At 74.6% G+C, this 21570-nt stretch carries 20 protein-coding genes, 1 tRNA gene and 1 pseudogene; 11 read left to right on the top strand and 11 right to left on the bottom strand.

Annotation, left to right across the window (positions count from 1 at the left end; all coding sequences use genetic code 11):
• The 4 genes and pseudogenes from ACYVI6_RS13440 to ACYVI6_RS13425 form a co-directional block, all read left to right on the top strand.
• Positions 1-306, top strand: a pseudogene (locus ACYVI6_RS13440) (hypothetical protein); the annotation flags it as partial.
• 4 nt (positions 307-310) lie between these two features.
• Positions 311-1468 carry a DNA polymerase III subunit delta' gene (locus ACYVI6_RS13435; protein WP_460446860.1) on the top strand — a complete coding sequence of 386 codons (1158 nt, stop codon included), beginning with the start codon at positions 311-313 and terminating at the stop codon, positions 1466-1468.
• A 28-nt stretch (positions 1469-1496) separates the two neighbouring features.
• Positions 1497-3080, top strand: a complete 1584-nt coding sequence (locus ACYVI6_RS13430; protein ID WP_460446859.1) for an alpha/beta hydrolase — start codon at positions 1497-1499, stop codon at positions 3078-3080.
• Between the two features lie 77 nt (positions 3081-3157).
• Positions 3158-3234 (top strand) — tRNA-Thr (locus ACYVI6_RS13425).
• A gap of 44 nt (positions 3235-3278) precedes the next feature.
• Here the strand turns inward: ACYVI6_RS13425 and ACYVI6_RS13420 are convergent.
• The 4 genes from ACYVI6_RS13420 to ACYVI6_RS13405 form a co-directional block, all read right to left on the bottom strand.
• Entirely contained in the window at positions 3279-3761 is a 483-nt protein-coding gene (locus ACYVI6_RS13420; RefSeq protein ID WP_460446858.1) for a hypothetical protein, read from the bottom strand.
• Positions 3762-3911: 150 nt separating this feature from the next.
• On the bottom strand, positions 3912-4994 hold the full coding sequence (locus tag ACYVI6_RS13415; protein ID WP_460446857.1) for a TFIIB-type zinc ribbon-containing protein: 1083 nt from the start codon (positions 4992-4994) through the stop codon (positions 3912-3914).
• Positions 4991-6097 carry an SPFH domain-containing protein gene (locus tag ACYVI6_RS13410; protein ID WP_460446856.1) on the bottom strand — a complete coding sequence of 369 codons (1107 nt, stop codon included), beginning with the start codon at positions 6095-6097 and terminating at the stop codon, positions 4991-4993. The genes ACYVI6_RS13415 and ACYVI6_RS13410 overlap by 4 nt, the downstream gene beginning before the upstream one ends.
• Before the next feature lie 90 nt (positions 6098-6187).
• Entirely contained in the window at positions 6188-6904 is a 717-nt protein-coding gene (locus ACYVI6_RS13405; RefSeq protein ID WP_284288519.1) for an SDR family oxidoreductase, read from the bottom strand.
• Between the two features lie 93 nt (positions 6905-6997).
• Between ACYVI6_RS13405 and ACYVI6_RS13400 the strand changes: the two genes are divergently transcribed.
• Both ACYVI6_RS13400 and ACYVI6_RS13395 read left to right on the top strand, forming a co-directional pair.
• Entirely contained in the window at positions 6998-7870 is an 873-nt protein-coding gene (locus ACYVI6_RS13400) for a LysR family transcriptional regulator (RefSeq protein WP_460446855.1), read from the top strand.
• 162 nt (positions 7871-8032) lie between these two features.
• Positions 8033-8728, top strand: coding sequence for a hypothetical protein (locus ACYVI6_RS13395; RefSeq protein WP_460446854.1), 696 nt, complete (start codon positions 8033-8035; stop codon positions 8726-8728).
• A 63-nt stretch (positions 8729-8791) separates the two neighbouring features.
• Here the strand turns inward: ACYVI6_RS13395 and nicT are convergent, their stop codons facing one another.
• The gene (gene nicT / locus ACYVI6_RS13390) at positions 8792-9898 is read right to left on the bottom strand and encodes a Nickel transporter NicT (protein WP_460446853.1); all 1107 of its coding nucleotides are present in this window, start codon (positions 9896-9898) and stop codon (positions 8792-8794) included.
• Between the two features lie 81 nt (positions 9899-9979).
• On the opposite strand from nicT, the gene ACYVI6_RS13385 reads away from it, so the two are divergent.
• Positions 9980-10357, top strand: a complete 378-nt coding sequence (locus tag ACYVI6_RS13385; RefSeq protein ID WP_460446852.1) for an ACT domain-containing protein — start codon at positions 9980-9982, stop codon at positions 10355-10357.
• 10 nt (positions 10358-10367) lie between these two features.
• On the opposite strand, the gene ACYVI6_RS13380 is transcribed toward ACYVI6_RS13385, so the two are convergent.
• From ACYVI6_RS13380 to ACYVI6_RS13370, 3 genes are read right to left on the bottom strand one after another with little or no spacing between them, the layout of a single operon-like run.
• Positions 10368-11147 (bottom strand): uracil-DNA glycosylase family protein, encoded by a 780-nt coding sequence (locus ACYVI6_RS13380; protein ID WP_460446851.1) that lies wholly within the window; start codon positions 11145-11147, stop codon positions 10368-10370.
• Complete coding sequence (locus tag ACYVI6_RS13375) at positions 11147-12784, bottom strand: S41 family peptidase (protein ID WP_460446850.1); 1638 nt, start codon at positions 12782-12784, stop codon at positions 11147-11149. Before ACYVI6_RS13375 ends, ACYVI6_RS13380 begins: the two co-directional genes overlap by 1 nt.
• The gene (locus ACYVI6_RS13370; RefSeq protein ID WP_460446849.1) at positions 12781-14304 is read right to left on the bottom strand and encodes an amidohydrolase family protein; all 1524 of its coding nucleotides are present in this window, start codon (positions 14302-14304) and stop codon (positions 12781-12783) included. The genes ACYVI6_RS13375 and ACYVI6_RS13370 overlap by 4 nt, the downstream gene beginning before the upstream one ends.
• 240 nt (positions 14305-14544) lie before the next feature.
• On the opposite strand from ACYVI6_RS13370, the gene ACYVI6_RS13365 reads away from it, so the two are divergent.
• The 3 genes from ACYVI6_RS13365 (at position 14545) to ACYVI6_RS13355 (ending at position 17222) form a co-directional block, all read left to right on the top strand.
• A complete protein-coding gene (locus tag ACYVI6_RS13365; RefSeq protein WP_460446848.1) occupies positions 14545-15654 on the top strand; it encodes a NosD domain-containing protein in 1110 nt (369 codons plus the stop codon).
• Positions 15655-15698: 44 nt separating this feature from the next.
• A complete protein-coding gene (locus ACYVI6_RS13360; protein ID WP_460446847.1) occupies positions 15699-15941 on the top strand; it encodes a hypothetical protein in 243 nt (80 codons plus the stop codon).
• 144 nt (positions 15942-16085) lie between these two features.
• Positions 16086-17222, top strand: coding sequence for a glutathione-independent formaldehyde dehydrogenase (locus ACYVI6_RS13355; RefSeq protein ID WP_460446846.1), 1137 nt, complete (start codon positions 16086-16088; stop codon positions 17220-17222).
• Positions 17223-17231: 9 nt separating this feature from the next.
• Here ACYVI6_RS13355 and ACYVI6_RS13350 read toward each other — a convergent pair whose 3' ends face one another.
• Complete coding sequence (locus tag ACYVI6_RS13350; RefSeq protein ID WP_460446845.1) at positions 17232-17567, bottom strand: hypothetical protein; 336 nt, start codon at positions 17565-17567, stop codon at positions 17232-17234.
• A gap of 5 nt (positions 17568-17572) precedes the next feature.
• A complete protein-coding gene (locus tag ACYVI6_RS13345; protein ID WP_460446844.1) occupies positions 17573-18631 on the bottom strand; it encodes an SPFH domain-containing protein in 1059 nt (352 codons plus the stop codon).
• A gap of 140 nt (positions 18632-18771) precedes the next feature.
• On the opposite strand from ACYVI6_RS13345, the gene ACYVI6_RS13340 reads away from it, so the two are divergent.
• Complete coding sequence (locus ACYVI6_RS13340) at positions 18772-20574, top strand: S9 family peptidase (RefSeq protein ID WP_460446843.1); 1803 nt, start codon at positions 18772-18774, stop codon at positions 20572-20574.
• Positions 20575-20690: 116 nt separating this feature from the next.
• Here ACYVI6_RS13340 and ACYVI6_RS13335 read toward each other — a convergent pair whose 3' ends face one another.
• A complete protein-coding gene (locus tag ACYVI6_RS13335) occupies positions 20691-21449 on the bottom strand; it encodes a TetR family transcriptional regulator (protein WP_460446842.1) in 759 nt (252 codons plus the stop codon).
• Positions 21450-21570 lie beyond the last annotated feature (121 nt).

Below are 21570 nucleotides of genomic sequence, written 5' to 3'. Positions count from 1 at the left end.
GCGCTGGCCGCCGCCCGCGAGGCGGCGCAGGCCGCGCGCGACGAGCAGGAGCGCGACCGGGTGGCGCGCCGCGCCCAGCAGGACGCACAGACCGAGCGGGCCCGCGAGCGCGAACGGCTGCAGGCGGCCGAGACCACCACCACGCCGGTCGTCGACGCCACCGCCCCGCTGCCCGTGGTCCGGCCCGATGGAGGCGCCGTCCGCGACGAGCGGGCCGACGACGGGCGGGGCGAGCGCGGGCGGGGCGACGGCCGCGGCCAGCGCGACCGCGGCCTCGACGACGAGATCTTCGGGCTGGGCGAGTAGCACCGTGTCGGTCTGGGACGAGGTGGTCGGGCAGCAGCCCACGGTCGAGCTGCTGCAGCGTGCCGTGGCGTCGGCCCGCGGCGACGGGTCCGGCATGACGCACGCCTGGCTGTTCACCGGGCCGCCGGGGTCCGGGCGCTCGGTGGCGGCGCGCGCGTTCGCCGCGGCGCTCGAGTGCGAGCAGCCGGAGGCCGGGTGCGGCGTCTGCCACAGCTGCCGCACCGTGCTCGGCGGCACCCACGCCGACGTGTCGACCCTCAGCACGGAGGGCGTGGTGATCACCGCGCAGCAGGCGCGCGACATGCTGCCGCTCGCGGCCCGGCGTCCGTCGGTCGGGCGCTGGCGGGTCGTGATCGTCGAGGACGCCGACCGGCTCAACGACAGCTCCGGCAACGCGCTGCTGAAGGCGATCGAGGAGCCGACGGCCCGCACCGTGTGGCTGCTGTGCGCGCCGAGCTCGGACGACGTGCTGGTCACCATCCGCAGCCGCTGCCGGTCGGTGGCGCTGCGCACCCCGCCGCCCGACGCGGTCGCCGAGCTGCTGGTGCGGCGCGACGGCGTCGACCCGTCGATGGCGGCGTTCGCCGCGCGCGCGGCGCAGAGCCACATCGGCATGGCCCGCCGGCTGGCGCTCGACGAGGACGCGCGCATCCGCCGCCGCGACGTCGTGCGGGTGCTGCTGCAGCTGCGCGGGGTCGGCGAGAGCGTGCTGCACGCCGCGCGCCTGCTGGCGACGGCGACCGCCGAGGCCGAGGCCGGCACGGGCAGCCGCGACGAGCACGAGAAGGCCGACCTGCTGCGTGCGCTCGGTGCCGACCCGACCGCCCGCACCCACCCGCCGTACGTCCGCACCCAGCTGCGCGACCTCGAGAAGCAGCAGAAGCGGCGCGCCACCCGCTTCGTGCGCGACATGGTCGACCGCTCGCTCATCGACCTGCTCTCGGTCTACCGCGACGTCCTCGTGCTGCACGCCGACCCGGGCGCCGACCTCGTCAACGGCGAGATGCGGCCCGACCTCGAGCGCCTCGCCCGCGCGCTGTCGCCCGAGCAGCTGCTGCACCGCATGGACGCCGTGCGCGAGGCCCGCGACCGCATCGGCGCCAACGTGAACGCGCTCCTCGCGCTCGAGGCGATGGCCGTGCAGCTGCGGCTCGACGCGTGACACCGCACGACCGGCCCCAGGGGGACGCATGACCACCACCGACCGACGTCCTACCCTGCCCGGGTGGCGACGCCCGCGTCCGCGGCGCCGGCCGGTGGCCGCCGCGCTCGTGGCGGCAGCCGCCCTGCTGGTGGGTGCCTGCACCGGCTCCGGCGGGGGCGGCGGTCGCGAGGCCGTCAGCAGCCCGACGTCCGTCGCACCGGCGCCCGTCCCCAGCGGCCTCGACGCGCTGTACGCCCAGCGCCTCGCCTGGGCCGGCTGCGGCGACGGGTTCCAGTGCGCGAAGCTCACCGTGCCGGTGGACTACGCCGAGCCGGCCGGCGCGACCATCCAGCTCGCCGTGATCCGGTTGCGCGCCAGCCGCTCCGGCGACCACCTCGGCTCGCTCGTGCTGAACCCCGGCGGGCCGGGCGGGTCCGGCGTCCAGTACGCGCGGGCGGCGCAGTCCGTGGTCAGCGAGACGCTGCGGCGGCACTACGACGTGGTGGGGTTCGACCCGCGCGGCGTGGGGGCGAGCGCGCCGCTGCAGTGCCTCACGGACGCCGAGACCGACCGGCTCGTGGGCGCCGACCCGACGCCGGACGACGCGGCCGAGGTGCAGCAGTCGGTCGACCTCGCGAAACAGATGGCGCGGCAGTGCGCGGCGAAGGGCGGCGACCTGCTCGCGCACGTCGGCACGAAGGACGCCGCCCGCGACATGGACGTGCTGCGCGCCGCGCTCGGCGACCAGCGGCTGAACTACCTCGGCAAGTCCTACGGCACGTTCCTCGGCGCCACGTACGCCGAGGAGTTCCCGCGCAACGTCGGCAAGATGGTGCTCGACGGCGCCATCGACCCGGCCCTCACCAGCGACCAGGTCAACGGCGGTCAGGCCGCCGGGTTCGAGCAGGCCACCCGGGCGTTCGTCGAGGACTGCGTGCAGCAGGGCGACTGCGTGCTGGGGTCCGACGTCGACCGCGGCACGGCCACCCTGCGCTCGATGATCCACGACCTCGACAGCGACCCGGCCGCGACGAACGACCCCGACCGCCCGCTCACCGAGGGCCGCGGCTCGTTCGGCATCGCCGCCGCCATGTACGACCAGCAGTCGTGGCCGGTGCTGCGGCAGGGCCTGAGCCAGCTGCGCGGCGGCCGCGGCGACGTGCTGCTGCAGCTCTCCGACGCGCTGAGCGACCGCGGGCCGAACGGCTACAACTCGAACCAGAACACGGTCATCTACGCGGTGAACTGCCTCGACCGACCCGACCGCCGCAGCACCAAGCAGATCGAGGCGACGGTCGCACCGTTCACCAAGCTGGCGCCGACCTGGGGCCCGTTCCTCGCCTGGAGCGAGCTGCCGTGCACGGTCTGGCCGGTGCGCGGCGACGGCGAGCCCGCGCCGATCCACGCGACCGGCAGCGGCCCGATCGTCGTCGTCGGCACCACCCGCGACCCCGCGACGCCGTACGCCTGGGCGCAGGGCCTGGCGAAGGAGCTCGACGCCGGCCACCTGCTCACGTACGTCGGCGACGGCCACACCGCCTACCGCCGCGGCAGCCGCTGCATCGACTCGGCGATCGACGCCTACTACCTGCGCGGCGACCTGCCCGCCGACGGCACCCGCTGCTCGTAGTCCCCGGTACCGCGGCGCAGGCACCGGCCCCGCTGCCCTATACTCGACAGCCGTGCCCCGGTTCGCCCGGGGCACACGCCGCCTTAGCTCAGTCGGCCAGAGCAGCGCACTCGTAATGCGCAGGTCGTCGGTTCGATTCCGACAGGCGGCTCCACCCTCACGCGACCGCTGCCCGGGTCACGACCCCGGTGCGACGGCTCACCGCTGGTACGCACTGCACCTCAGCCTGGTCTGGCACAGGCGCGCGGAGCCGGCACCGCGGCCGTGCCCCTCGCGGTGGACCCGCAGCTCGAGGTCGAAGGTCTGGCCGCCTGGCATGTGCACGATGTGCTGCTGCACGGAGAACCGGTAGACCCACTTCGATCTGCTCCTCGAGGACAGGTACGGCTGCCGCACGATCTTCAGCTGCTCCGCGACGCCCCCGCCGGGGACGCTCGTCGGGAACGTGATCACCGGCCGGTACACGTGGCGGAGCTGCACCGGTGTCCCGATCCAGTCGTGGCACTCGCGAAACCCGGCACGCACCTGGTGCGTCAGGAAGGACTGCCAGTCGACGGTGTGGCTGACCGTCTGGTAGCCGCTGCACACGGCGCGGACCTCCGCGACACGTCGCGGCTCGGGGCTGCGGTGCCCCCCGCAGAGGGCGACCACCACGAGCGCCACGAGGACTGCGGGCAGCACCGCCCGCGCACCAGATCGAGCAGGTTGCATGCGGTGACTCCCGTTCCCGGTGGACCGACCGTGCTGTCGGATTTCCCTCCATCAAGACAATCGGCACATCAGCCGCTTGTCGATCGTGGGCTCGTAATGGACGTCCGGACCGTGAGCGGACTACCGGTAGCGGTACAGCAGCAGCGCAGCGGCGACCACGGCGAGCGCCGCGACGACCGCGGCAGCGATCTTCACCGCGCTGTAGGGCCGCTCGCCGATGACCTCGCCGGTGTTGGCGTTGACGAAGACGTCGTACGTGCGGCCCGAGGCGACGTAGGTCGCGAGCCAGAGGGGCATGAGCAGCAGCCGGAAGCGCACGTCCTGGTCGACGGTGCGCACCTGGTCGAGGCGCTGCTCGTCCCCGCCGATGTCGGCGCGGCAGTCGTCGGCGATGACCTCCGCCATCTGCCGCTGCGCGTCGGCGAGCCCGTCGGTCGGGTCGACCTCGTAGCGCGGGGCGTCGAAGCCGGCGAGGAACTGCGGGGCGTAGCCGTCGGCCGCGGCCGTCGACCAGGGGCCGAGCTCGGCCAGCGTCCCGGCGTCCGGGGTGCGGACGCCGGCGGCGAGGACGTCGACGAAGTCGCGGGCGACCCGGCCGGACGCGTGCGACCAGCGGGTGTGGCGCACCTGCCGGGTGCGGGTGACGGTGCGGCCGTTCTCCTGCGTCGTGTACGTCTCGGTCGTGTAGTAGTAGTCGCCGCGCTCACCGGTGTAGTCGGTGACGGTGCGGTCGTCGAAGCCCCAGTGCGGCAGGTAGGTGCCCTGCATCGACTCGGGCGTCACCTTCTTCAGCGCGGACGGCGCGAACCAGCGCGACGACGTCCAGGCCGCGAACGCCGTCCCGGCCTGCGCGCGGTCGACGACGAACGGGACGACGGCGTCCGGGGCCTTGAGCCGGCCGTCGAGGTCGTCGACCACGACGAGGGCCGCCTGGCACGAGCCGCAGCGCCCGGCGATCGCCGTCGTGGTCTGCTGCGCGCCGCACCGCTCGCACCGCACGTCGAACGGCGGCAGCTCGGCGACGGGCACCGGCCGGTGCTGTGCGTACGCCGCCCACTCGTGCCGGACGTCGCCGACGGGCGCCGCGATGCCCAGCCGCGCGCCGCAGTAGGGGCAGCTCAGCGCACCGGCCCCGGGGGCGAACTCGAGCGCGGCGCCGCACGAGGGGCACGCCGACTGCGACGGCCCCGCGACGGTGCTCACTGCGGCGGCAGCGGGGGCGGCACCGTCCCGGGCGCGGCGGCCAGCTCGGGCACCGAGGCGAGCGGCACCCAGTCGGACATGCCGGCCCGCCAGACCAGCGTCTCGGGGGTGGCCGTGCCGGCAGCCACCCGGGCCGCGACCTCCGCGGGCGCGAGCGGACCGACCTGCTGACCGGAGACCCCGAGGTACCACTGCGTCGTGCCCGGCAGCGGCGGCGGGGCGGTCGGCGCGGCGGTGGGCGCCGCGGAGGGCGACAGCGCCTGCGCGAGCTGTGCGCCGAGCGTGGCGCCGACGCCGATGCCGACCCCCGCGCCGGCCAGCCCGCCGGGGTTCGACGCCGCCTCGGTGATCGCCGTCGCCGCCTGGAACCGCGTGAACTGGTTGAGGTCGCCGAGCACGCCCATGCTGGTGCGCTTGTCCATCGCGGCCTCGACCTCCGGCGGCAGCGACACGTTCTCGATGACGAAGCGCGGCAGGGTCAGGCCGAGGTGCTCGAGGTCGGCGCTGAGGATGCCGGCGAGCCGCTCGGCCATCTCGCCCTGGTGGGCGGCCAGGTCGAGCACCGACACCCCGGACGTCGCGAGCGCCGTCGCCACCCGCGAGACCACCGACTGGCGGATGAACTCCTCGACCTCGTCGGTGGTGAACTGCGGGTCGGTGCCGACCAGCTCCCGCAGCAGCACGGCCGGGTCGGCCGCCCGGAACGTGTAGGTGCCGAACGCGCGCACGCGGACCATGCCGAACTCGGGGTCGCGCATCATCGCGGGGTTCTGCGTGCCCCACTTCTGGTCGGTGAACTGCCGCGTCGAGACGAAGTAGACCTCGGCCTTGTACGGGCTCTCGAAGCCGTGCTTCCAGCCGCGCAGGGTCGACAAGATCGGCAGGTTCGCCGTCGACAGCGTGTACGTGCCGGGTGGGAAGACGTCGGCGAGCGTGCCCTCGTTGACGAACACCGCGGTCTGCCCCTCGCGCACGACCAGCCGGGCGTTCATCTTGATCTCGTTCTCGTACCGCGGGAACCGCCAGACGATGGTGTCGCGGGTGTCGTCGGTCCACTCGATGATGTCGATGAGCTCGCCGCGAAGCCGGTCCATCAGTCCCACTGCCATCTCCCTCGGTGAGGTGCCTGCAGCACGACCGCGCCGCCGTCCGAGAGTGTCCCAGCCCGAGGCGGCCCGCGACAGCCGTGCGGCCTACCAGGGCGCCACGCCCGCGTCGTCGAAGAACCCACCGCTCGGCCCGTCGTCCGGCAGGGTCGAGAGGCGGACGACGACGGCAGCCCCCTCCTCCGGCGTCCGCGCCGACGCGTGACCGGTGAAGTCCGTGGCGACGTACCCGGGGCAGCAGGCGTTCACGAGCACGGCCGTGTCGGCGAGCCGGCGCGCGTACTGCACGGTGAGGCTGTTGAGCATCGACTTCGAGGGCGCGTAGGCCGCCATCACCGGTCCGGTCCGCAGCGTCAGCGACCCCATGTTGCTCGACACGTTCACCACGCGGGGTGACCGGGACCGCAGCAGCAGCGGCAGCACCGCGTTCGTCACGCGAACCGCTCCGAACACGTTCGTCTCGAGCACGGCCCGGACGACCTCGAGGTCGAGCGTCGTCGGGTCCTGCGCCCCACGGTCGGTGCGGCCGCCGATCCCGGCGTTGTTCACGAGGACGTCGAGCCGCCCGGCCGTGCGCTCGAGGCCCTCTGCGGCTGCGGCCACGCTGGCGTCCGACGTCACGTCGAGCGCGACGCCGAACGCGTCGACGCCGGCGCCACGCAGCCCCCGGACGGCGTCCTCGCGGCGACCCTCGTCGCGGGCCCCGACCGCGACCGTGAACCCCAGGGCCCCCAGCCCGTGCGCGACTGCGAGGCCGATCCCCTTGTTGGCGCCGGTGACCAGCGCGACCCGTGTGTCCGTCATGCCTCCAGCCTCGTCGTGACGTCCGGGCGGCGTCCAAGACCGATGTCAGCGGTCTGTGATACCCGGCAGGTATCAGCGACGTACGCTCGGCCCGTGGACGACCTGGAGACGCGCGAGCTGCGGTACTTCGTCGCCGTCGCCGAGGAGCTGCACTTCGGCCGGGCGGCTGACCGGCTCGGCATCGCACAGCCGCCGCTGTCCCGCGCGGTGAGCCGCCTCGAACGCCGACTGGGCGTCCGGCTGCTCGACCGCGACCGCCGCGGTGCGACGCTCACCGAGGCGGGGCGCGTGCTGCTGCGCGAGGCGCGGACCGCCCTCGACGCGGTCGCCGCCGCGGCCGAACGGACCCGCCGCGCCGGTCAGCGGCACCCGCTGGTGCTGGTGACCAAGGCGGGCGCTTCGCACGAGCTGCTCCGCACGCTGCTGGACGCCGTCGCCGCCGACGACTCGGCGCCCCCGGTCGAGGTGGTCCTGTGCGAGGTCGGCGAGCAGGCCCGCCACCTGCGCGACGGCCGGGCGGACGTCGCGATCATGCACCGCCCGGTCGACGACCTGGCCGGCTTCGACACCGAGGACCTGCTCACCGAGGGGCAGGTCGCGCTGCTGCCCGCCGGGCACCCGCTGGCGTCGCGGCGGTCGCTCACCACGGCCGACGTCCGCGACGTCCCGGGGCTGCCGATCGCCCGCTGGCCCCGCCTCGACGGCACCTACCCGGACGGCCCAGGGCCCGAGGTGCGCACGCAGGCCCAGCTCGCGCAGCTGGTGTCCCTCGGTCGCACACTGCTGGTCATCCCCGCCTCCAGCCGCGCGTGGCAGTGGCCCGACCACGTCGCCGTGCCCGTCCTCGACGCCCCGCACGTCACCACCGTGCTCGCCTGGCCCGCCACCAGCCGCTCGCCCGCCGTCGCAGCCCTCGTCGCCGCGGCGTCCCGGGCGCACGACGTCGACCCGGCGCGGGCGGGCTGAACCACCGCCCGGTCCCGCGGCGACGGGCGCAGCACCGAAGTGAACACCTGGTGCGGGTTTCGGCGACAACAGTCAAAGCCCTGACGGGGTGGGTGGCGCCGACCTACGCTGCGCTGGCGCTCGCGACTGCGCGGTCGCCCCACCTCGTCAGACAGGAACTCCATGCGTCGCCTCACCACCGCCGGCGTCGTCGCCGGCGCGCTCGTCGTCGGTGCCGTCGTCAGCCCGGCCGCGAGCGCCACGGCCGCTGCCGCGAAGTCCGTGCTGCTCGGTCACGCGAACCGCACCACCGCGACGACCAGCATCACGAACACCAAGGGCACGGCGCTGTCGTTGTCCGCAGGCAAGGGCAAGGCACCCCTGGCCGTCAACAGCAGGAAGACGGTGAAGAACCTGTCGTCCGACCTGCTCGACGGGCACTCGTCGAGCGACTTCCTCGGCAGGACCGCCAAGGCCGCGGACGCCGACAAGGTCGACGGCCGGAGCTCGACGGACTTCGCGTCGGCCAAGGGGATCACCGGCACGGTCGTCGCGTCCGACGCGGCAGCGGTCTGCCCGGCCGGCACCGTGCTCACGGGTGGCGGCGGCCTCGCCGAGACCGGCATCGCGCTGTCCGGGCCCGACACCACCGAGGCCGGTGCCATCGTCCCGAACACCTGGCTGGCGCTCGCGGTCAGCAGTGACGAGACGGACGTCATCTCGCTGGCGACCTGCTACTCCCCGCTCGGCAAGGCGATCCCCGGGGCGATCGCCCCGGCCGGCGCGACGGCGCGCAGCACCGCGCTCGCTGCGTCGCCCGCGCAGCGCGCGTACGACCTGAAGCTGGCGCAGGTCCGCGCCGCACACGCGAAGCGCTGACCCGCCGACGTCGAGGCGCCGGTGGCGGCGGGTCAGCCCGCCGCCGCCGGTCGCCGAGGCGCTCTAGTGGGGGTCGGGCACGGCGAGGCGCTGCTCGACGCGGCCCAGCCGGTAGACGGCGATCGCGACGACCCAGACGGCGACGAACAGGCCGACGACGACGTACCCGAGGTTGTCGAGGCCGAGCCCGTCGACCCAGGTGGTGAACGGGTCGGTGAGGTCGAGGCGCTCGTGCAGCACCGAGACGAGCTCGACGGTGCCGATGAGCAGCGCGACGGCGACCGAGAGGCCGGTGATCGTGAGGTTGTAGAAGACCTTGCGCACGGGGTTGGCGAAGGCCCACTGGTAGGCGACGTTCATGAAGGCGCCGTCGAGGGTGTCGAGCAGGCTCATGCCGGCGGCGAACAGCACCGGCAGCACCATGACGGCGTACCAGGGCAGGCCAGACGCCGCACCGGCACCGGCCAGCACCAGCAGGGAGATCTCGGTGGCGGTGTCGAAGCCGAGGCCGAACAGCACGCCCGCCGGGTACATCTGCCACGGCTTCGTGATGGTGCGGGTCACCCGGCGCAGCACCCGGGCGAGCAGACCGCGCTGGCCGAGCACCTCCTCGAGCGCCTCGTCGCCCGCCTCCCCGCGCCGCATCCGGCGGAACACCCGCACGATGCCGACGAGCGCGACCAGGTTCAGGATGCCGATGAGGTAGAGGAACAGGCCCGACACGCTGGTGCCGACGACGCCGAGCGCCTGGTGCACCGGCGACCCCTCGCGCACGAGCGTGCCGGCGAAGCGCGCGCCCGCGGCCACGACGAGCGCCATGGCGAACACCACGGACGAGTGGCCGAGCGAGAACCAGAAGCCGACCGACACCGGCCGCTGCCCGTCGGTCATCAGCTTGCGGGTGGTGTTGTCGATCGCCGCGATGTGGTCGGCGTCGAACGCGTGCCGCATGCCCAGGGTGTACGCCGTGACCCCCAGCCCCACGCCGAACACCTGGGCACCGGCCGTGAGCCCCTGCGGCACCACGAACAGCAGCAGCACGCCCCAGCCGACGACGTGCAGCAGCGCCACGAACGCCAGCGTGCCGAGCAGCCTGCGGGTGTCGACGCGCTGCCAGCCGCGCACCGGTGCGAGCAGCGGGACGTGCTGCGCGGTGGAGGGTGCGCTCACCGTCGGACCGTAGCCCGCGGCGCACCGCACCCACAAGTCTGAGCAGACGTTCAGATGTCACGATCGGCGTACCGTGCCCGGGTGCCGTCCCGCCTGCTCGCGCTGCCCGGTCGCTACGTCGTCGCGGGCTACCCGCCGGGCACCGCGCTCACCCCGCGCGGCGGCGACCTGTGGTCGCTCACCCTCACGTCCGACGAGTGCTCGCTGGTCTGCGCCGAGCCCGCTCCGGACGGCGCGCTGCACGAGCAGCCCGGGTGGCGGGCCTGGCGGGTGGCCGGCCAGCTCGACTTCTCGCTCGTCGGCGTGCTGCACGCGCTCACCGGCCCGCTCGCCGCCGCCGGCGTCAGCATCTTCGCGCTGAGCACGTACGACACCGACTACCTGCTCGTGCCCGGCGACGCCGCGCCGACGGCGACCGCCGCGCTGCGCGACGCCGGCCACGACGTCGAGTCCCACTGACGCCGGGCGGTCATGGCTGGTCCGGCGGCGCCGTCCAGACGATCGTGTGCAGCAGGTCGGACCCGAGCCGCTCGACGGTGTTGTTGCGGCGCGGTCTGGCGGCCCGACCGGCCCGGTCGTCGCCGAGCCACGGCGGGACGCCGAACGGCAGGTCGCGCGCCGGGATCCGCGCGTAGTCCGACTCCAGGAACCTCGGCCCGTAGTTCGGCAGCGCGTGGTCGCCGTCGGCGTCGGGCGTGACGACGTCGCGCAGCGTCTCGACGGCGTCGTGCCACTCGGCCACCAGCCGCGCGGCGTCGCGGCTGGACGGGTGCGGCACCTCGAGCAGCGGGACGTCGGGCCGGTCGTCCCACAGCCGGACGGCGCCCCGCGCCTGCGCGCCGAACGCGACGACGGCCTGCAGCTGCGGGCCGGTGACCGCGTCGAGCAGGGCGTTGCGCCACGCGAGGTGCTGGGGCTCACGGAGGATCGGCGTCGCCCGCTGCGCCTTCGACGGCAGCAGCGCGTAGGCGAAGGCGTTCAGCAGCACGTAGCCGCGGGTCAGCCCGAGCTTCGCGAGGAACCCCTGCACCCGCTGGCCGGCGTCGCCGACGAGGGTGCGGCCGGCGACCCGCTCGGTCGGACCGGGGTCCGAGGCGATGCAGAGCAGCCGCGCCGAGCGGTCGAGCCGGCCGCGGTAGAAGATCGGTCCCCAGTCGTACCAGAACAGCTCGCGGTGCGGCGCGTACGTCGGCAGCGCGGCCAGGTGGTCGGCCACCGCGCTCGGCGGGCCGGGGTCGAACTCGGTCATCAGCCGCCTCCGGGCTGTCGGGCGAGCACGTCGGCGCAGAACGCCAGCAGGTCGCGGTTGCCGCGCAGCACGTCGTCGCGCGTCATGTCGTACGGGATGCCGCCCACCCCGAGGTCCTCGATGGGCACGCCGTCCGAGCGCCCCGACCGGACGGCGCGCCGGATCGCGACGGTGAAGCCCACACCGGCCGGCAGCGGGTCGAGCTGCTCGTCGGTGCCGGCGAGCGCGTCGCGCAGCTGGGCACCCGTCCACACGTTCGCTCCCCCGGCGCCGGTCGCCCGGCCGACGCAGACCAGCGGCCCGCAGTCGTTGTCGACCCACCCGGCGGCGAACAGGTCGCCGCTGGAGTAGGTGTTCGCGTCGACCACCGCGACCGCCGGGCCGGGGTAGCCCCGGCCGCGGTCGTTGCACCAGGCCGGGTCGGTGAGCGGCAGCGGCTGCGCGTACTGCTCGCCGGTCGACACGGCGTCGTCGAGGGACGGCTGCCACGCCTGCAGCTCGAGCCGGTTGAACGGGCTCGCGGCCATCGCCCTGGTGAGCGGCGAGGCCACCAGCTGGAACCGGGTCGGCAGCACCGGGCCGTCGGTGAACAGCTGCAGCACCCGCTCGGCGGCCCACACCAGGCCGCCCGGGTTGCCGCGCAGGTCGACCACCAGCCCGCCCTGGGGCAGCAGGCCCACCAGCCGCGCCACCTCGTCGACGAACGCGTCGTCGTCGTCGACGTCGAACGACCAGATGCGCAGGTAGCCGAGGTCGCGTGAGAGCGCTCTCGCCGACAGCACGTCCTGCAGCGGCGTGGCCAGGTCGTCACCGCCCGCAGGCCGGGGCACCGCCTGGTCGGCCGCCCACAGACCCGGTGCGAAGAGCAGCTTCTTGGCGCGGCGCACCGCCTCGGCCGCGGGATCGGCGGCCTGCCGGGTGACCGCCCGCGAGCCGGCTGCCACGGCGGTGGCGGCCTTCCCCGGCAGCAGCACGCGCCACGGCACCCGCACCTCCTTCGCCGCACCCCGCCGGCTCCGGTACCCGACGTCGACCCAGTGCTCGTCGGGCGGCGGGCCGTAGTCGAGCGCCCGGAACGTCAACGACTCCAGCGCCCTGGCGCGCCGCGCGTCGGGCCGCCCACCGGTCTCGCGGTCGGCGTGCACCTCGACCGCCCGGGCCATCGGCACCCCGCTCCACCACTCGACGCGCACCCCCGGCTCGAACGCCGCGTCACCCACGTCGTCCGACACCTTCGTGACGACGAAGGTGGGCTCGTCGTAGCGGCCGTGCTGCTCGACCAGGAACGGCAGCGCCGCCACGGCGCCGCGCAGCGACACCGGCCCGACGTACCGGGTGTGCGCGTCGCGCAGCCGCGTCACCACACCGCTCACCGCGAGGTGGAACTCGGTGTCCGTCAGCTCGGTCGCCCTGCGGCGCAACAGCTCCAGCTCGTGCACCGGGTCGACGGCGTACGCCGCGCGCTTGGCCGGCAGGTGCGCGTACGCCCCCGCCAGCACCGTCCGCAGGGTGTCGAGCACCTGCAGCCGCTGGCCGCCGTCGAGCCGGCCGAGGTCCGCGCGGTCGAACGCCGACAGCGGTCGTCCGCGCTGCGCCGCGCCGACAGCAGTGGGTCGCGTTCGAGCAGTCGTCGTCACCGGTGTCCTCCGTAGAACGCCCGGAGCCCGTCGAGCACCCCGTCGTGGAACCCGCGGCCGCTCACGGCGTCAAGCCACTCCGCGTCGTGCTCCAGCGACTGCACCGGCGGCACCACGACGTCGGCGAGGTCCTTCGGCAGCCCGCCCACCGGTCCGACCCCCGTCGGCATGTCGAGCGCCAGGCGCAGCGGCGCGTCGTCGGCGTCGAGCCGCCCGGCGAAGGCCGCGAGCCGCCCCTGCGCCTGCTCGATCTCGCCCTTCGGGTCGGCGCGCACCTCCTCGAGCCGGTCGACGACGTCCGACCACGCCCAGGCGCTGTCGTCGTCGGGGTGCTGCAGCGACAGCTGCCGCGGCTGCCCGGCCACCGTCAGCGACGTCGTGCTGCGCGCGCCCGCCGTCTGCATCAGCTCGGGCGTGCCGTAGCGGGGCACGCCGTCGACGACCACGAGCTGCACGTCGGCCTCGGTGGCGCGCACCACCGCCCGGTACGGGTTCGCGCCACGGCGTGCCGAGAGCACCAGCACGTCGGCGAGGGCGCCGGGCTGCAGCCGTCCGACCTGCCGCTGCCACGACCGGCGCAGCACGTCGCCCGGTGACGACGTCACCATCCGCACGAGGTCCTCGTCGCTGAGCGTCCAGCCGAGGTGGTCGGCCACCAGCCGCGCGACCTTCACCTCGCCCAGCACGTGCTTGGTGCCGGACGGCGCCCAGTCCGAGCCGAGGCAGACGGCCACGCCCTGGGCGAGCACCTCCGGGACGGCCGTCGTCTCGCCGTACAGCCAGAGGTTCGAGAACGGCGACCAGGCGACCGCGCCCGGGCTGCCGCTCCAGCCGGCGAACACCGACGGGTCGACGGCATTGGCGTGCACGGCGACGAACCGCTCCTGCAGGCACCCCGCCTGCTCGGCGTCGCGGAACTCGCGCGCCACCAGGCTGCCGCGCCGGCCCTCGGCGCAGTGGTAGACGAACGCCGACCCGGCGCGCATGCGGTTGGCGCGGTCGGCCAGCACCGGGGGCTTCGCGGTGAGCGTCGAGGCGTAGACCAGGCCGGCGTCGCGCGTGCCGAACGTCTCGTCCTCGACGTTGCGCACCAGCCACCCGTCCCGCGGCCGGTTCATCGGCGGCGACCCCTGGATCGTCGTGGTCCCTCCGATCAGCGCCTTGGTCTCGACGAACGCCAGCAGCTCGTCCGGGCACGCCGTGATCAGCGCGTACGCCGGCCAGGTGGTCGAGGCGGCGTACGACGCGGCGCGCGGCCACGCGTCGTGGTGCTCCCAGGGCGTCGTCCGGGTCGGCTCGGTCCAGAGCGGCAGGGTGTCGTAGGCCAGGTGGTTGTGCAGGTCGACGAGCCCCGGCAGCACCAGGTCGGTGCCGACGTCGACCACGTCGACCTGCTCGAACCCCTGCGGCACAGCGTGTCTGGCGGTCGTCACGTGCGCCACCCGGCCGTCGTCGCCGATCCAGACGACGCCGGCGAAGGCCCCGGAGCGGGTCACGGGCACGGCGGGGTGCTCGGCCATCGGCAGCACCCGTCCTCGGATCGCCCACACGCGCACCGCCGCAGGTCCCCGCGCGGGCCCCGGTGCCCGCGACCTCGTCACCCTGGCACCGGCTGCTCGCCGCCGGGAAGCATCCGGCGCCGATGCGGCTGCCACCGCCAGGCAACTCGGACATTCGACGCGTTCGGCCATTCGGGTGAACGCGCACCCGTCCGGCCGCGAGACTCGGCCCACCAGCCGAACCGTCGCAGGGGGTCCCACGTGCCACAGTCCACCCGCAGGGCCGGCGTCGCCGCCGTCGCACTGACCGCAGCCGCAGCCGCCGGGCTCGCGCTCGCCGCACCCGCCCAGGCCGCCGGGGTCGCCTGCGGCGCGACGCTCACCGCCAGCGCCACGCTCACCAAGGACCTCACCTGCGCCGCCGGCCAGGGGCTGACGCTCGACGGCGCGGTGACGCTCGACCTGAACGGGCACCGGCTGCGCGGGCCGGGCTCGGGCACCGGCATCACGGTCACCGACGCCGGGGTCGCCACCGTCCGCGACGGCCGCGTCGACCACTGGGGCACCGGCGTCGCGGGCGCCCCCACCGACGACTTCGAGCCGGCCACCCACGACGTCCGCATCACGCGGGTGCGACTCGACCACCACGTCACGGCGATCGACTCGAGCACCGGCGGCTTCGGCACGATCGGCGCGCGCACGTTCGTCGTCACCGAGTCGCTCCTCGACCACGACACCCGTGGCGTCAGCGGCGTCTACGGCAGCAGCAGCATCGTGCGCAGCGTGCTGAGCGCGAACACCGTCGCGGTCTCGAGCATCACCAGCGGCGCCACGATCCGCTCGTCCGTGCTCAACGACAACGACACCGCGCTCGACTGCGACGAGTCCGGCTGCATCGTCGACCGCAACGTCTTCAGCGGCAACGGCACCGGCATCGTCAACCGCACCTTCGGCAGCACGATCACCTCGAACCTGTTCTCGCGCAACGACGTCGCGTTCACGTCGTTCGGCGACTTCGGCAGCACGCTGACCGGCAACACCTTCACCCGCAACCCGGTCGCGGTGAGCATCGGTGCGAGCAGCACGGCGACGCTGACCCGCAACACGTTCTCGCGCAACGGTTCGGCGTTCCTGCGCGACGCCTCCGTGCCCGAGCCCGACCTGTTCGCTCCGACGCTGCTCGACCGCAACACCTTCACCCGCAACACCGACGGCATCCGCACGGACGCCGCCGACACCCAGCTCGAGGGCAACCGGGCGACGAACAACGCGGGGTACGGGATCTACGCGCCGAACGCCACCGACCTCGGCGGCAACACCGCCTCCGGCAACGGGACGTCGCCCCAGTGCACGGGGGTCGTCTGCTCCTGACGCGCGACCTGGTCGCCACGGCCCGGCGGGTCTACGGTCGGGTCATGGCGACCACTCACCTCGAGCTCGAACCCTGGGACGGCCTCGACCAGGCCGGCCTGCACCGCATGCAGCAGGCCGTGGACGACGTGGCGCGCAGCCACGCCGGGCAGGACGAGCCGGTCGTGAGCCTCGAGCTGCGCGCCCGGTTGCGCGACCGCGAGGTGCCGTCGCCGTCCGGCGAGGTGATCGACCAGGTCGTCACCGCGCTGTCCGCCGGCGACACCGTGCGGTTGACCCTGCGCTGAGCCCGGCTGACGGCGCCACCACCCGTCTGGAGATGCCTGCCGACGCCGGCGGGCGCAGGGTGGGTGGCAGACCTGCGTCGGCGGGGCCGTCGTCCAGCAGCGGGCGCCGCGCGCCCCGCCGCGATCGCGCGGGCGGGAGCAGACATGAAGGCAGTGCGCTACAACGGGCCGTTCGACGTCAGCGTCGAGGACGTGCCGGACGCGCGGATCGAGCAGACCACCGACGCGGTGGTCCGCATCACGACCACGAACATCTGCGGGTCGGACCTGCACATGTACGAGGGCCGCACGTCCATGGAGGTCGGCCGGGTGCTCGGCCACGAGAACATGGGCGTCGTCGAGGAGGTCGGTCCCGGCGTCCAGCACGTGCAGGTCGGCGACCGCGTCTCGGTGCCGTTCAACATCGGCTGCGGCAGCTGCCGCCACTGCCAGAGCGGCTGGTCGTCGTTCTGCACCAGGACGAACCCGACCGAGGGCATGGACGGCGCCGCGTACGGCTTCGCGAACATGGGCCCGTACGACGGTGGACAGGCCGAGCTGCTGCGCGTGCCCTTCGCCGACTTCAACCTGCTCGAGCTGCCTGCGGGCGACGAGCACGAGCACGACTTCACCATGCTGTCCGACATCTTCCCCACCGGCTGGCACGGCGTGACGCTGTCGGGCTTCGTGCCGGGCGACCGCGTGGTCGTCTACGGCGGCGGCCCGGTCGGGCTGATGGCCGCCCACAGCGCCATGATCCGCGGCGCCACCGAGGTGTTCGTCGTCGACCAGCAGGCCGACCGGCTGCGGCTGGCCGACTCGATCGGGGCGCACCCCATCGACTTCAGCCAGGGCGACCCGGTCGAGCAGCTGATGGAGGCCACGAAGGGCGCCGGCGCCGACCGCGGCGTCGAGGCCGTCGGCTACCAGGCCCACGACCACTCCGGCCAGGAGCACCCGGAGCTGGTGCTCGACAACCTGGTCTCGTCGGTGCGCAGCACCGGGGGCATCGGCGTCGTGGGCGTCTACGTCCCGGAGGACCCGGGGGCCGCGGACGAAGGCGCCAAGGAGGGTCGGATCAGCTGGCAGTACGGGCAGTTCTTCACCAAGGGCCAGACGATGGGCACCGGCCAGGCTCCGGTGAAGCGCTACAACCGTCAGCTGCGCGACCTCATCGTGACCGGCCGCGCGACGCCGTCGTTCATCGTGTCGCACGAGCTGCCGCTCACCGAGGCCGTCGCCGGCTACGACCACTTCGACAAGCGCGAGGACGGCTGGACGAAGGTGCTGCTGCACCCCTGACCGGTCGGCTCAGGCCGAGGTGCGCCGCTCGCGGTCGAGCACCTCGGCCCGGGCCCGGGCCCGGCCCATCGCCTCGGCGAGCAGCTCGTCGTAGTCGGGGTCGGCGTCCGGCACGGCGGCGACCTCGCGCGACTCGAGCTCGACGGTCTCGCCCTCGGGCCCGACGACCGTGCGCCGCACCACCACGTGGGTCACCCCGTCGCGCGAGACGTCGTGGGCGCGCCACGGTGCCGACTGCTCTGCCCGGTTGGTCGACGTCCGGTCGGAGCGCCCGAGCAGGAACCAGAGCGCGCCGAGCAGGGCGAGCACGAGCACCACGGCCAGGGCCACGTCGAGCTGTCGCACGGCTCCTACTTCCCGGTGACGGCGAACCCGGAACCGGGCGCGAAGGTCGTGACGGACGGCGGGATGGCCTTGAGCGAGTCGATGGTGGCGCACGCCGGGCAGTTGGCGTAGCCCTTCTGCCGCTGGCTGTTCGCGTTCGCCTCGGCGGTGGCCTGCGCGACCTTGGCCTGCGCCTCCGACACCGCCGCGAACGCCGCCTGGGCGCTGTTGATGGCGTCCTGCACCTTCGTCGGCAGCGTGATCTTCACGAGGTTGAACTGCACCCCGGTGAAGAACGGCCCGCCCAGCGTCGTCGTCAGGTCGGCCGCCAGCGAGGTGTTGATCGCGTCCTGGATCTTGCGGATGTTGACGGTGCTCTGCCCGGCGGCGGTCACCGCGCGCGCCGCGGCCGCGGTGCCGGTCGCGCTGGCGTTCTGCCCGCTCTGCACCAGCGCGCACGACGCCTGCAGCTGCGCGCACTGGAACGTGCCGATCTCCTCGCGCAGGTCGTTGGAGATCACGGGCCGCAGGATCTGGTCGAGGAAGGTGGACCAGCCGGCCTCGTCACCCCACGCGTACCGGTACTGCCCGTCGGGCCCCTGGTACCTGCGGGTGCCGTACTTGTCGTCGAACGCCTTCAGCGCCTGCGCGTCGGAGGTGAGGGTGAAGTAGATGGTGCCCTCGATGCCCACCTCCACGCCGTCGGCGGTCGGGTCGTTCTCGACGTCGACGCCGGTGCGCTCGCCGCGGCCCGCCACCGAGGTGATCGTGTAGAACCGTTGCTGCGCGGGGTACGTGTGGCTCGTCGAGAACAGGCCGGTCCAGGTGCGCTGCGACGCCGGCTGCAGCACCTGCCGCACCTGGTTGTCGTCGAACGGGCCGCCGTCGCGCACCACCGCCACCTCGCCGCCCGCCGTCCGGTCGAAGCCGGTGCCGAGCACCACGGACGTCGTCACCACGGCGACGATCGCCAGCAGCACCAGCACCACGAGGGCCAGCCGGCCCCGCCCCATCCGCCGCCTCGGCCGGGGCTGCGGCACGAAGAACGGCGACTCGGGCGGCGGCGGTGCAGAGACGTGCGACACGAGTTCTCCCACGGGACGGTGCGAGCCGGCCGCGTGGCCGGGCAGACGCAATATGGCACCCGCCACCGACGAGCGCCCGCGGTTCTCCACAGCCCGGGGCCCGCCCGGCCGTCGTCGGCGCGCCGTGGCAGGCTCTCGCCATGACGAACACGCCCGACTGGGAGGCCCGCTACCGCGCCCGCCGCATCGGCATGCCCGGCTGGGCGCGCGACGCCGCCACCCGCACCGCGGTCGCGGCGACCACGCCCGAGGGCACGCTCGAGCTGCACTGGTGGTCGGTCGGCGACGACGCACCGGTGCAGGCGACGTCCCGCCCCGAGGGGACGGCGCACGGCGGCCTCGACCCGGCCGGCGAGCAGCTGTGGTGGTTCGACGACCGACGGGGCGACGAGCGCGGCGTGTGGCGGCGGCAGCCCTTCGGGTCGTCGCCCGGCGCCCACGTGGCGGCCACCGACCTACCGGCGGCGTACTCCTCCGGCCTGGCGCTCGGGCTCGCCGTCGCCGTGGTGGCGAGCAGCGACGAGGACTACGGCGTGCGCGTGCACGTCGTCGAGGACGGCGTCTCGCGGCTGCTCTACGAGCACGTGGAGGAGGCGTACGTCGGCGACCTGTCGCGCGACGAGACCGTCGTGGTGCTGGCGCACAGCGAGCACGGCGACTCCCGGCACCCGGCGCTGCGCGTGCTGCGGGTGGCCGACGGCGAGACGGTCGCCGAGCTGTGGGACGGCGAGGGCAGGGGGCTGCACCCGGCCGGCTTCTCGCCGCTGGCCGGCGACCACCGGCTGCTCGTCGTGCACGAGCGGCAGGGCGTGCCCGCGCTGCTGGTCTGGGACCCAGCGACCGGTGCCGAGCGCGAGGTCGCCGTCGACGCACCCGGCGAGGTCGCCGACGCCGACTGGTTCCCCGACGCCCGCAGCGTGCTGGTCGAGCTCGACCACGAGGCCCGTACCCGCCTGGTGCGCGTCGACCTCGACACGGGCCGCACCACGCCCGTGGGGCCGTCGACCGGCACGGTCACCGGCGCGGGGGTGCGCGACGACGGCGACGTCTGGATCCGCTGGTCGTCCGCCGCGCAGCCCTCCAGCGTGCGGGTGCTGCCGGGCGCGGCGACCGGCGAGGGCAGCGTGCTGCTCACCCCGCCCGGCCCCGCGGCACCGCCGTCGGTCCCCGTCGAGGACGTGTGGGTCGACGGCCCGGGTGGCCGCATCCACTCGCTGCTGCGCCGCCCGGCCGGCGCCGAGGGTCCGCTGCCGCTGCTCGTCGAGGTGCACGGGGGCCCGACGCACCACGAGGTCGACGCGTTCGGCCCCTACCCCGCCGCCTGGGTCGACCACGGGTACGCCGTGGTGCAGGTCAACTACCGGGGCTCCACCGGGTACGGCTCGGCCTGGCGCGACGCGCTCGAGGCCCGGGTCGGTCACGTCGAGCTCGAGGACGTGCTGGCGGTGCGCGACCACCTGGTCGCCACCGGCGTCGCCGACCCCGAGCGGGTGGTGCTCTCCGGGGCGTCGTGGGGCGGGTTCCTCACGCTGCTCGGCCTCGGCACGCAGCCGCAGGCCTGGTCGCTCGGCGTCGCCGGGGTGCCCGTCGCCGACTACGTCGCGGCGTACGAGGACGAGATGGAGGGGCTGAAGGCCTTCGACCGCAGCCTCTTCGGCGGGTCGCCGCAGGAGGTCCCCGACCGCTACCGCGACTCGAGCCCGATCACCTACGTCGAGCAGGTGTCGGCGCCGGTGCTGGTGCTGGCCGGCGAGCACGACCCGCGCTGCCCCATCCGGCAGATCGACAACTACCTCGCCCGGCTCGAGCAGCTCGGGCGGCCGCACGAGGTCTACCGGTACGAGGCCGGGCACGGTTCGCTGCTCGACGACGAGCGGGTGAAGCAGGCCCGGCTCGAGCTCGACTTCGCCGCCCGGCACCTCGGGACGCCGGCGCCCGCCTAGCCCCAGGCGGCCCGTGCGGCGCTCCGAGCGCGTGGGTTCGTCGGCACCGGCCGGCAGCCGGGGCGCCGCTCCAAGCGTCCGAGCCCCTCTGCACCGGACCGGCGGCCGGGATCGGCCTAGTCGCGTTCGTCCGGCGCGGCCGCGGCAGGACCGGGCGCGTCGGCCGCGCCGTCGGGGTCGTCAGAGCCGTCGAGCTCGCCGTCCCGCAGGTCGGCCACCAGGTCGAGCAGCTCGTGCACCGACGAGCGCAGCGGGCGCAGACGCGACAGCCCGACCAGCCGCTCGAGCAGCGGCGCGGTGCGCCGCAGCAGCAGCCGGGTGCGCCGCTGACCCGGGCTGCCGTCGTGCACCCAGTGCAGCACCAGGCCCATGTGCGCCAGCCAGAGCAGGTCGGGCAGCTCGGTCAGCAGGCGGGCGTCGCCCTTGACGCGGGCGCCGGTGACGACGTCCCGCATGATGTCGATCGAGGCGTCGCGGGCGGGACGGCTGTCGTCGCTGAACGGGTTGACCGGGCTGCTCGGCTCGGCTGCGACCGCGAAGAACCGCCCGGCGAACGGGTGGTACCGCTCGGCGACGTCGAGGAACGCCTGCTCGCACGCCACCCAGCGGTCGGCCAGCAACGTGCGACCGGCCAGCGCCGGCCGGGCCGCCTCGGCGTGCGCCGCCTGCATCCGCTCGTAGTAGCCCTGGACGAGGTGATCCTTGGACCCGAAGTAGTAGTAGGCGTTCCCGAGGCTGACGCCGGCCCGGTCGGCGACCGCACGCATGGTCGTCTTCGCGTACCCGCGCTCCTCGAACAGCTCGAGGGCGGCGTCGACGATGCGCTGCCGGGTCTGCTCGCCGCGCTCCGTCGTCGGTTGGTCAGCGGCAGGCACGGCGTCCACCGTAGCCGCCGTCAGCGGGGAGGCTCCCGCCCTCGGCGGCCGCCCCGGCCGGGACCGCGCAGGCCGCCGGCGGCCGGCTGCGCTGCATCCGGCCGGCCACGGCGAGCGCGAC

The organism is Angustibacter aerolatus (assembly GCF_054776675.1).
The sequence above is the reverse complement of the archived record's forward strand: the minus strand, read 5'-3'. Positions and strand labels throughout refer to the sequence as shown.

Coding starts and splice junctions, on each gene's coding strand:
- ACYVI6_RS13430 (WP_460446859.1), top strand. CDS start 1,497: ATGACCACCACCGACCGACGTCCTACCCTGCCCGGGTGGCGACGCCCG.
- ACYVI6_RS13405 (WP_284288519.1), bottom strand. CDS start 6,904: ATGACGGACACACGGGTCGCGCTGGTCACCGGCGCCAACAAGGGGATC.
- ACYVI6_RS13395 (WP_460446854.1), top strand. CDS start 8,033: ATGCGTCGCCTCACCACCGCCGGCGTCGTCGCCGGCGCGCTCGTCGTC.
- ACYVI6_RS13380 (WP_460446851.1), bottom strand. CDS start 11,147: ATGACCGAGTTCGACCCCGGCCCGCCGAGCGCGGTGGCCGACCACCTG.
- ACYVI6_RS13370 (WP_460446849.1), bottom strand. CDS start 14,304: ATGGCCGAGCACCCCGCCGTGCCCGTGACCCGCTCCGGGGCCTTCGCC.
- ACYVI6_RS13360 (WP_460446847.1), top strand. CDS start 15,699: ATGGCGACCACTCACCTCGAGCTCGAACCCTGGGACGGCCTCGACCAG.
- ACYVI6_RS13355 (WP_460446846.1), top strand. CDS start 16,086: ATGAAGGCAGTGCGCTACAACGGGCCGTTCGACGTCAGCGTCGAGGAC.
- ACYVI6_RS13340 (WP_460446843.1), top strand. CDS start 18,772: ATGACGAACACGCCCGACTGGGAGGCCCGCTACCGCGCCCGCCGCATC.